Annotated in this window: 7 protein-coding genes; 2 read left to right on the plus strand and 5 right to left on the minus strand. The window is 69.2% G+C overall.

All coding sequences use genetic code 11. From position 1 onward, the window contains the following. Positions 1-41: 41 nt before the first annotated feature. The 4 genes from narI to ACFXGJ_RS06715 are packed head-to-tail and all read right to left on the minus strand — an operon-like array spanning position 42 to position 6,779. Positions 42-776: a respiratory nitrate reductase subunit gamma gene (narI, locus tag ACFXGJ_RS06700; RefSeq protein ID WP_378617565.1), complete on the minus strand. Its 735-nt coding sequence runs from the start codon at positions 774-776 to the stop codon at positions 42-44. Then, positions 773-1,414 (minus strand): nitrate reductase molybdenum cofactor assembly chaperone, encoded by a 642-nt coding sequence (gene narJ, locus ACFXGJ_RS06705; RefSeq protein WP_378617566.1) that lies wholly within the window; start codon positions 1,412-1,414, stop codon positions 773-775. The genes narI and narJ overlap by 4 nt, the downstream gene beginning before the upstream one ends. Beyond that, on the minus strand, positions 1,411-3,078 hold the full coding sequence (narH, locus tag ACFXGJ_RS06710) for a nitrate reductase subunit beta (RefSeq protein WP_378617567.1): 1,668 nt from the start codon (positions 3,076-3,078) through the stop codon (positions 1,411-1,413). The genes narJ and narH overlap by 4 nt, the downstream gene beginning before the upstream one ends. Next, positions 3,078-6,779, minus strand: coding sequence for a nitrate reductase subunit alpha (locus ACFXGJ_RS06715; protein WP_378617568.1), 3,702 nt, complete (start codon positions 6,777-6,779; stop codon positions 3,078-3,080). Before ACFXGJ_RS06715 ends, narH begins: the two co-directional genes overlap by 1 nt. 129 nt (positions 6,780-6,908) lie before the next feature. Here ACFXGJ_RS06715 and ACFXGJ_RS06720 point away from each other — a divergent pair, with 129 nt between their 5' ends. Next, positions 6,909-7,868 (plus strand): tellurite resistance/C4-dicarboxylate transporter family protein, encoded by a 960-nt coding sequence (locus tag ACFXGJ_RS06720; RefSeq protein ID WP_378617569.1) that lies wholly within the window; start codon positions 6,909-6,911, stop codon positions 7,866-7,868. A 116-nt stretch (positions 7,869-7,984) separates the two neighbouring features. Beyond that, positions 7,985-8,743 (plus strand): SDR family NAD(P)-dependent oxidoreductase, encoded by a 759-nt coding sequence (locus ACFXGJ_RS06725; RefSeq protein ID WP_378617570.1) that lies wholly within the window; start codon positions 7,985-7,987, stop codon positions 8,741-8,743. 69 nt (positions 8,744-8,812) lie between these two features. Here the strand turns inward: ACFXGJ_RS06725 and ACFXGJ_RS06730 are convergent, their stop codons facing one another. Further along, entirely contained in the window at positions 8,813-10,939 is a 2,127-nt protein-coding gene (locus ACFXGJ_RS06730) for an FAD-dependent oxidoreductase (protein ID WP_378617571.1), read from the minus strand. Positions 10,940-11,039: the final 100 nt, after the last annotated feature.

The following is an 11,039-nucleotide window of genomic DNA, read 5'->3' on the forward strand; positions in this document are numbered from 1 at the left end:
CTGCGGACTCCCACCTACCGGCTCCGCCGGGCGCGGACAATTCAGCGCCATCCGCGCCCGGGCACCTCGGTGCGCGGCGAGCCCTCGGGATCGCGGCTGCGGTAGACGATGTACGGCCGGAACAGATACTTGACCGGGGCGCTGAACGCGTGGACGAGCCGGGTGAACGGCCACAGCATGAACAGCACTATGCCGAGCAGCGCGTGCACCTGATAGGTGAGCGGCGCGGAGGCGATGAGGTGGATCTCCGGCTGGAGGACGAACAGGCTGCGGAACCAGGGCCCGATCGTCTCCCGGTAGTTGTAGCCGTCGTGGAGCGAGTTCGCGGCGACGGTGGTCCACAGCCCCGCGCAGATGGTCGCGACGAGCGCGATGTACATCCCCTTGTCGTTGCGGGTGGTCGCCATGAACACCGGACCTGTCGTGCGTCTGCGCCACAACAGGATCGCGAGACCGACGAGGGTGCAGAACCCTGCCAGGCCGCCCAGGACGTAGGCCACGTAGTGGTAGCGGGTCTCGGTCACCCCGAGTGCAGCCGTCCACTCGTCGGGAATCACCAGCCCCAGCACGTGTCCCGCGACGACGAACACGAGTCCGAAATGGAACAGCGGGCTGCCGATCCGCAGCAGTCGGGACTCGTACAGTTCGGACGAGCGGGTGGTCCAACCGAATTGGTCGTACCGGTACCGCCACACGACGCCGCCCACGAACACCGCGACCATCACGTACGGCAGCACCGCCCACAGCAGGATGTCGGCGAGACTGTTGTCGTTCATCGCCCACCTCCGGTCGGAAACGGTTCGAGCCCAACGTCCTCCTGAGGCGGCCCGGTCCGGGCCAGCGCCAGCACGGCGTCCCGGTCCGTCGGGGTCGGCCCCGGCAGTGTGGACAGGATGCCGTCGAGGATCATCCGGTACGGACTGTCGACCTCCACCAGCCCGAGTCGGATCAGGTGCAGACCCAGCACGTGTTTGGTGAGCAGCGAGCGGTCGCCGGTGGCGGCGCCGAACTCGAGGACCACGGGCAGGAAGTCGGGCAGGTCGGCGGCGCCGAACTCGAATCCGGCGCGGCGGTAGTACTGCTTGAGCCGAACCAGCGTGACCCCGCGACGGCGGGTGTCACCGTCCGCGTAGTACGTGAGGTACAGGCAGTTCTTGCGGCGCAGGTCGAACGTCTCGACGTAGTGCCGGGCCAGGTCCGGGAGATCCCGGCCGCGGAGGTGCTCGACGAACGCGGTGAGTTGTTCCACAGCGGCGCTACGCGGTTGCTCCGACAGCGCGGCGGCCACCATCGGCAGTCGCGCGGTGAGATCGGCGGTCGGATAGTCCAGCAGCAGCGACGTTGCCTGGTCGACGACGCGGTGCGGGGACTGCGTCGCGATCCGGGGGGACCGGCGCGGTTCGGGCCGCTTCATCGTGCGTCACCGCCACGCTCGGGGAACATGCCGTCCACGACACCCCGGCCGTCCCAGTTCAGCAGGTTGACCCGCGCGCGGCGGTCCCGTGGATCGGCTACGCCGTCGGCGGACTGCCGGCGCTCGAGGGCGTGGAACGTCTCCACCGCGACCGGTACCGGCCGGCCCGACGCCTCGCCGAAGGGCCCGCTGTCCAACATGCCGGGCCCGCCCTCGAAGTCGAGGCTGCAGCCGAGTTCCTCGAGTTCGTGCGCCTGTTCGGCGTGCGCGGTGGGGATGACGTAGCGTTCGTCGTACTTCGCGATCGCGAGCAACCGGTACATCTCGTAGATCTGCTCCCCGGTCATGCCGACCGAGGTCGCGATCGACTCGTCTGGGTCGTCGGCGAGATTGAGATCACGCATGTACGAGCGCATCGCCGCGAGGCGCTGCAAGACGTCGGTGACCGGCATCGGATCCCCGGCGGTGAACAGTCCGGCCAGATACTCGATCGGGATGCGCAGGGCGTCGATCGCGCCGAACAGATTGTCCAGATCCTCACCGTCGTGGCCTGTTTCGGTGAGCACGTCGACCACCGGTGAGAGCGGAGGCACGTACCAGACCATCGGCAGCGTCCGGAACTCCGGATGCAGGGGCAGCGCCACACGGTACTTCTCGATCAGGGCGTAGACGGGGGAGCGGCGGGCCGCCTCCATCCAGTCCTCGGGAATGCCCGCCGCCCGGGCCGCCTCGATCACCGTCGGATCCGCGGGGTCGAGCAGCAGGCTGCGCTGCGCGTCGTAGAGGTCTCGTTCGTCGGGTGTCGACGCGATCTCGCCGACTCGGTCGAGGTCGTACAGGACCAGGCCGATGTAGCGGAGCCTGCCGACGCAGGTCTCCGAACACACCGTCGGCAGCCCGACCTCCACCCGTGGATAGCAGAAGGTGCACTTCTCGGCCTTGCCGGTGCGGTGATTGAAATACACCTTCTTGTAGGGGCATCCGGTGACACACATCCGCCAGCCGCGGCACTGGTCCTGGTCGACCAGCACGATGCCGTCCTCGGCGCGTTTGTACATCGCCCCCGACGGGCACGACGCGACGCACGAGGGGTTGAGGCAGTGCTCGCAGATCCTCGGCAGGAAGAACATGAACGTCTTCTCGTACTCGAGCTGCACCTTCTCGGTGGCCTGCCGACGCATCTGCTCGAGGATCGGATCGTGCGCCTCGGTGGCGGGCGTGCCGCCCAGGTCGTCGTCCCAGTTGGCACTCCACTCGATCGGCATCGGTTTGCCCGACAGCAACGAGATCGGCTGCGCGACAGGGAAGTCGTCTCCGAGTGGGGCCGAGGTGAGGGTGTCGTAGTCGTACGTCCACGGCTCGTAGTAGTCGCGAATGTTCGGCAGCAGCGGATTCGCGAAGATCGACAACAGCTTCTTCGCCCGACCGCCGGCGCGCAGGGTGAGGCGACCTCGCCGGTTCAGGGTCCAGCCGCCCTTCCACAGATCCTGGTTCTCGTACTTGCGCGGATAGCCTTGTCCCGGGCGGGTTTCGACGTTGTTGAACCACACGTACTCGGTTCCGCTGCGATTGGTCCACGTCTGTTTGCACGTCACCGAGCACGTGTGACAGCCGATGCACTTGTCCAGGTTCATCACCATCGCCATCTGCGCTGCCACCTGCATCAGAACCGCACCTCCTGGTTGCGACGGCGGATCACCGTCACCTCGTCGCGCTGGTTGCCGGTGGGGCCGAGGTAGTTCCATCCGAACGAGAGCTGGGCGTAGCCGCCGATCAGGTGCGTCGGCTTCACCAGCACCCGGGTGAGCGAGTTGTGGATGCCGCCGCGCCTACCGTCGATCTCCGACTTGGGCACGTTGATCAGGCGTTCCTGCACGTGGTGCACGAACACCGTGCCCGGTGGCATGCGGTGAGTGACGACGGCTCGCGCAACCAGCACGCCATTGCGGTTGACGGCCTCCACCCAGTCGTTGTCGGCGACACCGATCGCGGCGGCGTCGTCCAGGTTCATCCACACGTTCGGTCCGCCCCGAGAGAGCGAGAGCATCAGCAGGTTGTCCTGGTACTCCGAGTGGATCGACCATTTGGAGTGCGGCGTGAGGTACCGCACCGACAGGGCCTTGCCGTCGCGGTCACCGAGCCTGGTCTCGCCGAACAGCCGGGTGATGTCCAGCGGCGGCCGGTAGGTGGGCAGCACCTCGCCGAACTCGCTCATCCATGCGTGGTCGAGGACGAAATGCATTCGGCCCGTGAGGGTGTGCCACGGCTTGAGTTCCTCGACGTTGATGCTGAACGGTGCGTACCGCCGCCCGCCGGTCTCGCTGCCCGACCACTCGGGACTGGCGAGGGTCGGCACCGGCTGGGCCTGCGTGTCCGCGAACCGGATCCGGCGCTCCTCGCTGCCCGCGGCCAGGTGGCGCAGGGGTCTTCCGACCCGCCGCTCCAGGTCCTCGAAACCGGTGAGGGCGAGCCTGCCGTTCGTGGTGCCCGACAGCGCCAGGATCGCCTCGGCCATCTTGGCGTCGGTGTCCAGCGCCGGGCGGCCCGCGCCGACACCGCCGGACATCACCCCGCACCGTTGCGCCAGGTCGGCGACCTCGGGGTCGGCGTGGAACGTGACCCCCTTGGTGTTCAGGCCCAGCCTCTCCACGAGGGGGCCGAGGGTCGCCATCTTCTCGGCGATCGCGGTGTAGTCGCGTTCGACCAACTTCAGGCCCGGCATCGTCCGGCCCGGCACGGGCTCCGCCTCGCCGGCCCGCCAGTCGCGGACCTCGCCGAACGGCTGCGCCGTCTCGCCGGGGGTGTCGTGGCCGAGCGGCGTGGCCACCAGGTCGTGCCGCGTGCCGAGATGGATCTGGGCGAGTTCGCTGAACCTGCGGCCGATTTCGGTGAACGCGTCGAAATCGCTTCGCGCCTCCCACGGTGGGTCGACCGCCGGGGTGAAGGCGTGCACGAACGGGTGCATGTCGGTGCTCGACAGGTCGTACTTCTCGTACCACGTGGCGGCGGGCAGCACGACGTCCGAGAGCATCGTCGAACTGGTCATCCGGAAGTCCAGCGACACCAGCAGATCCAGCTTTCCGCGGGGCGCGTCGTCCCGCCAGCGCACCGACGTCGGCCGGCTCTCCGGAGGGGTCTCGGAGGCGCGCAGGCTCGACCCGGCGCCCAGCAGGTGCTCGAGGAAGTACTCGTTGCCCTTCGACGAGGATCCCAGCAGATTCGCGCGCCACAGCGTCAGTACCCGCGGCCAGTTCTCCTCCGCATCCGGATCCTCGACGGCGAACTTCAGTTTGCCGCTGCGCAGCTGGTCGACGACATAGTCGCCGGGCTCTTCCCCGGCCGCTGCCACCTCGTCGGCGAGGTCGAGTGGATTGCGGTCGAACTGCGGGTACGACGGCATCCACCCCAACCGTGCCGACAGTGCCATCGTGTCCGCGGTGTGCAGCCCGGCGAGGCGACCCTCGGCGAGCGGGGAGGTGAGCGCGTCGGCGCGGTAGCCGTCGTAGCGCCACTGGTCGGTGTGCATGTACCAGAACCCCGTGCCGATGGCCTGCCGCGGCGGCCGCGACCAGTCCGTCGCCATCGCCACAGTCGCCCACCCCGTGAACGGGCGGACCTTCTCCTGGCCGACGTAGTGCGCCCATCCGCCGCCGTTCTTTCCCATACTGCCGGTGAGCATCAACAACGCCAGCACCGCACGGTAGGTGGCGTCGCCGTGGAACCACTGGCAGATGCCGGCGCCCATGATGATCATCGAACGCCCGCCGGACTTCTCGGCCGAACGCGCGAACTCGCGGGCGATCCGAACCGCCACCCCCGCGGGCACCGAGGTCAGGGACTCCTGCCAGGCCGGGGTGTACGGCTCGTCGGGGTCGTCGAAGCCGCTCGGCCAGCTGCCCGGCAGTCCCTCGCGGCGCACCCCGTACTGCGCGAGCATCAGGTCCAGCGCCGTCGTCACGAGGTGCCCACCGACCTCGCGGACCGGGACCCCGCGGTGCATCACCGCACCCCGCTCGCCGACGTCGAAGCGCGGCAACAGGATGTCGACGTCGCGGGCGTCGCCGGGAGCGTCGCGGACGCTCAGGGCCGGCGCGGTGTCGCCGAGGTCGAGATTCCACTGCCCCGCCCCGGCTTCGGTGTAGCGGAAGCCCACGCTGCCGGGCGGGACCACGGGCGATCCGTCTGCGGCGTCGAGGAGCACCGTCTTCCATTCGGCGCCTTCGTCGTCGTCGCCGAGGTCGGACGCGCGCAGGAACCGGCCCGGGACGTACGCGCCGTCACGCTCGGTGAGCGTCACCAGGAACGGTAGATCGGTGTAGCGGGATGCGAAGTCGGCGAACATCGGGACCCGGCGGTCGACGTAGTTCTCCTTCAGGATCACGTGGCCCATCGCCATCGCGAGGGCGCCGTCGGTGCCCGGCTGCGCGGGCAGCCACGCGTCCGCGAACTTGGTGGCGTCCGCGTAGTCGGGGGAGACCACCACGACCTTCTGGCCGCGGTATCGGGCCTCGGCCATCCAGTGCGCGTCCGGCGTGCGTGTGACCGGGACGTTCGAGCCCCACACGATCAGATACGCGGCGTCCCACCAGTCGCCCGACTCGGGGACGTCGGTCTGGTCGCCGAACACCTGCGGCGATGCCACCGGAAGATCGGCATACCAGTCGTAGAACGAGGTCATCACCCCGCCGAGCAACTCGATGAACCGCGAACCAGCGGCGAACGAGACCATCGAGAACGCGGGGATGGGGGAGAAGCCGGCGACACGGTCGGGCCCGTACTTCGCGATGGTGTGCACGTGCGCGGCGGCGATCATGTCCACCGCGTCCTCCCACGACGCCCGCACGAGCCCGCCCTTGCCACGCGCACGTTGATACCTCGCCCGACGATCGGGATCGCCGACCACCTCGGCCCACGCGAGGACCGGATCGCCGAGCCGCGCGCGGGCCTCCTGGAACATCTCGAGCAGCAGCCCGCGGACGTACGGGTAGCGAACCCTGGTCGGGGAGTAGGTGTACCACGAGAATGCAGCCCCGCGCGGGCATCCGCGAGGCTCGTACTCGGGCCGGTCCGGGCCCACCGACGGGTAGTCCGTCGCCTGCGTCTCCCAGGTGATCACGCCGTCCTTGACGTAGACCTTCCACGAGCAGGAGCCGGTGCAGTTCACGCCGTGAGTGGAGCGGACCACCTTGTCGTGGCTCCATCGGTCGCGGTAGAACACGTCGCCCTCGCGCCCGCCGGTTCGATAGACCGCACGCAGGTCCTTGGACACGGTGGAACGCGTGAAGAATCGCCCGGTCTCGAGCAGGGCGGCGCCGAACGGGCCCTCGATCGGTGCGGGCGACGGGTCATCGGTTGCACGCGACATGTCTTCCTCCCACGTTTCAGGATGGCCGAAGCGGGCCGACCTCGCAGTGGAACTCGCGGGGAACCACCCGTTCGGGTCGCGGGTGCTCGCCGACCCGCGCATCATGAAGGCGTGTCCGACCGTCCGGATGTGAAGGCAACCTCCGCCCGCGCGCTGACTGCCATTCCGGCGGGTGCCGGCGCCGCGGCGATGTCGACTGGCATCGTGTCGGTGGCCCTGCACCTCGCCGACTTCGAATGGTTCTCCCGCGCTTGGCTGGTCGTCGGCGCGCTGATCTGGGCGCTGCTGGTGGTGGTCTTCGTCTCGCGCCTGTTCGACGATCGGGCCCGCTGGGTGAACGAGGCCGACACCCCGCCCGCGCTCACCGGCGTGGCCGCGACGTGCGTGCTGGGCGCACGGTGTGTGCTGCTCGGCTGGAACCACGTGGGCTGGGTGGCTCTCGGGATCGCGCTCGTCGCATGGGTGGTACTGATCCCCGCGGTGGTGCGGCACTGGGCGTCGCCTACCGTCGGTGTCCACTTCCTGCTCTGCGTGTCCACGCAGGGGCTCGCGGTGCTCGGCGGGTCGCTGGTGGTATCGGCGTCGGCGGACTGGCTGGCCGGCCCGGCGTTCGTCGCCTTCCTGCTGGGTCTGTTCTTCTACCTGATGGTGCTGATCCGCTTCTCGTACGACCAGTTTCGTGTCGGCGCCGGTGACCAGTGGGTGTTCGCGGGCGCCCTTGCGATCAGCGCGCTCGCTGCGGGCAAGCTCGCGCCCGCCGCGCTCATCTCGGGGTGGCCGCAGGGCGTTCACGTCGCGATCCAGGTCGCGGGCGTCGTGATCGTGTGTCTCGCCATGGCCGGCTACGTGGTCCTGGTGGCTTCCGAGATCCGTTGGCCCCGATTGCAGTACGACGTCCGTCGCTGGTCCACCGCCTTCCCCATGGGCATGACGTCGGCGGCCTCGCTCACCGTCGCGACCTCGTCCGACGCCGACTGGCTACGGCCCGTCGGGGACGTCCTGGTCTGGCCCGCGGTGATCGTGTGCCTCGTCCTGCTCGTCGGCTCGGGACGGCACCTCGTGGCCACGGCCCGGCCGCCGTCGGCCTGAGCGCCCACTCCTCGTCCGATTCCCGCCAGCGCCCCGCCGCGGCGCCGAGCACTGTGGAGGAAGGCGATCGCCTGGCCCGGCCGGCCCTTCCACCACACTTCGAAAGGGACTCACGTATGTCCTCACGCCTGGAATCCAAGGTCTTCATCGTCACCGGCGGCTCGTCCGGCATCGGCCTCGCGGTCGCGCGGCGGCTCGTCGCAGAGGGAGCCGCTGTCGTCATCGGCGCGCGACGCAAGGATGTCGGGGAGGAGGCCGCCGAGCGTCTGCGCGCTGCGGGAGGCTCCGCCGTCTTCGTGCCGGCGGACGTGTCGATCGAGTCGGATGCGGCCACCCTGGTGGCAACGGCGGTCTCCGAATTCGGTCGGTTGGACGGGGCATTCAACAACGCGGGTGGTGTCAACGCCTCCGGCCCGATCTCGACCGTCGACGCGGACGACTGGAACGCCGAACTGTCGCAGAACGCCACGAGTGTCTTCAACTGCCTCAAGCACCAGGTTCCGGCCGTGCTCGACACCCGCGGCTCGATCGTCAACAACGCATCCAACCTGGGGGTCGTCGGCCTTCCGGAGGCCGCCCCGTACGTCGCTGCCAAGCATGCGGTGGTGGGTCTGACGCGGTCGGTGGCACTCGAGGTCGCGGACCGCGGTGTGCGCGTCAACGCCATCACCACCGGTGGCGTCGACACGCCGCTGGCTCGGGGATCCATGGCCACCACCGACGAGGCGCTCGCCTACATCGAGTCGCTGCACCCGGTGAACCGCATCGCGCAGCCGGCGGAGATCGCGCCCTTCGTGGCCTTCCTGCTGAGTGACGAGGCGTCGTTCATCACCGGCGCCGCGCTCGCGATCGACGGTGGATTCACCACGCGCTGAGCGCGATTCGGTGAAAGCGCCGACGGCCGTCGCCGAGGTGATCTTCGGGGACGGCCGTCGGCGGCGGGATCAGATCTCGGTGGCAACCTTCCACGCCGAGTGCATCGCACCCTCGATGTAGTCGACCTCGGTGGCGTCGCCGACAACGCGGACCTCGACGCCGGCGCGGGCAAGTTCGTCGGCCAGCGGCGCCGCCGCCGAGACACCGGACGCGACCACGACCATGCTCGCCGGCGCGGACACCGTCCTGTCGCCGACCGTGAACTCGACGGTCTTGCGGGTGATGCGCTGGACGGTCGCGTTGCGCTGGATGTCGACGCCCAGCTCGCGGGCGTGCTTCACGGCGGTCCAGCGGCGCGGCATCGCCATCGGCACACCGAGCTGCCGGCCCTCCTCGATCAGGGTCACCCGGCTGCCGCGCTCGGCTAGGAACTCCGCCAGTTCCAGACCGACGAGCGATCCACCGATGACGACGACGTTCTTGCTCATCGGCAGGAACTTGAGGAACTTGCGGCTCAGCGTGCGGATCTTCTCGGGGCTCCTGGTGATGCCGACCAGGCCACCGACCGTGCCCATGATCCGCAGGAACAGCGACTGGTCCGAGACGTCGCCGGCGCCGGTCATCAGGCCGCGCAGGCTGTCACCGGTGTGCACGTGGGGCAGGTTGCCGCCCGGAACGCTCGGCCGCGCACGCACCGCACCCGTGGCGACCACGACGACGTCCGGTGCGAGGGCCTCGATTGTCGCGGCGGTGGCATCGGTCTCGAGCCGGATGTCGACGCCCGCCCGCTGCACCTCCTGGGTGAGCCAGTCCAGCAGGCGCTCGTTGTCCGGCGTGGTCAGCGTCGAGAACCACAGCGTGCCGCCGAGACGATCGGTCTTGTCCAGCAGGGTGACGCGGTGGCCGCGCTCGGTGGCGACGCGGGCGGTCTCCATGCCGCCCGGCCCGGCGCCGACCACGACGACGTGCTTGCGGGTCGTGGTGCGCGGGAACGGCAGCAGGGTCTCGTTGCCCAGCGCCGGGTTGACCGCGCACAGTGGCGTGTCGTCCCAGAAGTTCTCCTGGACACAGACATAGCAGTTGATGCAGGGCCGGACCTGCTCACTGCGGCCGGCCTTCAGCTTGCCCACCAGCTCCGGATCGGCCAGCAGCTGACGGCCCATCGCGACGAAGTCGGTCCGGCCCTCGGCGATCATCTGCTCGCCGACCTCGGGCAGCATGCGGCCGACGGTGATGACCGGAATCGACACCGTGCGCTTGATGACGGTGGCGTTGTCGGTGTAGTAGCCGACCCTGTTGGGCAGCGGGCCGTCGGTGAAGTTCGCGAAGGCATTCAGCGCGGTGCCGGTGACGTGGATGGCGTCCGCGCCTGCCTTCTCGAACAGCGCGGCCGCGGCAGCCGCCTCGTCGGGGGTCAGGCCGTCGGATTCGCCGTACTCCTGACCGGCCAGACGCACGATGACGGCGAGGTTGTCGCCGACCTCGTTCTTGACCGCGCGGATCACCTCGCACGACAGCCGTGCCCGGTTCTCGAGCGATCCGCCGTACTCGTCGGTGCGCTGGTTCGAGTAGCGGCTCAGGAAGCCGCCGAGCACGTAGTTGTGGGCACAGTGGATCTCGACGGCGTCGCCACCGGCGGCCTGCACCCGTCCCGCTGCCTCGGCGAACATGCGGACCAGCCAGTCGAGGTCCTCGTGGGTGGCCTCGTGGTAGGTGGCCTTCTTGCCCTCCTGGATGGCCGCCATCTTCCCGAGTTCCTCGGGGGTGCAGTCGATCATCGCGCTCATGTCACCGGGCGGCTTCGGAATGGACGGCACCAGCTGCGGGCGGCCGTCGAGCGTGTCGATCCGGGCGACCTTGCCGTGGTGCGTCATCTGCACGCAGAGCTTGCTGCCCGCCTCGTGGATCGCGTCGGCGAGTGCCTTCAGCCCGGGGATGAAGCGGTCCTCGGACAGGCCCGGCTCCTTGCGGCTGGTGCAGCCCGCCGGGTACGCCACGGCGCAGCAACCCGTGATGATCATCCCGGTGCCACCCTCGGCACGGGCGGCGAAGTGGTCGATGTCGCCCTGGTGGATCTCGCCGTCGACGCAGAGGTTCATGTCCATCGCGGGGAGAACGACCCTGTTGCTCAGTGTCATCGGCCCGATCGTGCCGGGAGCGAGCAGGTGCGGGAACGTCTGGTTGTGGGTCGTCACGCCCGGTAGTTAATTCGCCGGTGCACTGCTGCGGTGGCGTTTTCCCGATCAGCGAGACCGGGCACACCGGAAGCCGAAAAGGGGCCGCACCCAGCGGGTG

It is taken from the genome of Rhodococcus sp. NPDC059234 (assembly GCF_042754225.1).
GTDB lineage: Bacteria > Actinomycetota > Actinomycetes > Mycobacteriales > Mycobacteriaceae > Rhodococcus_G.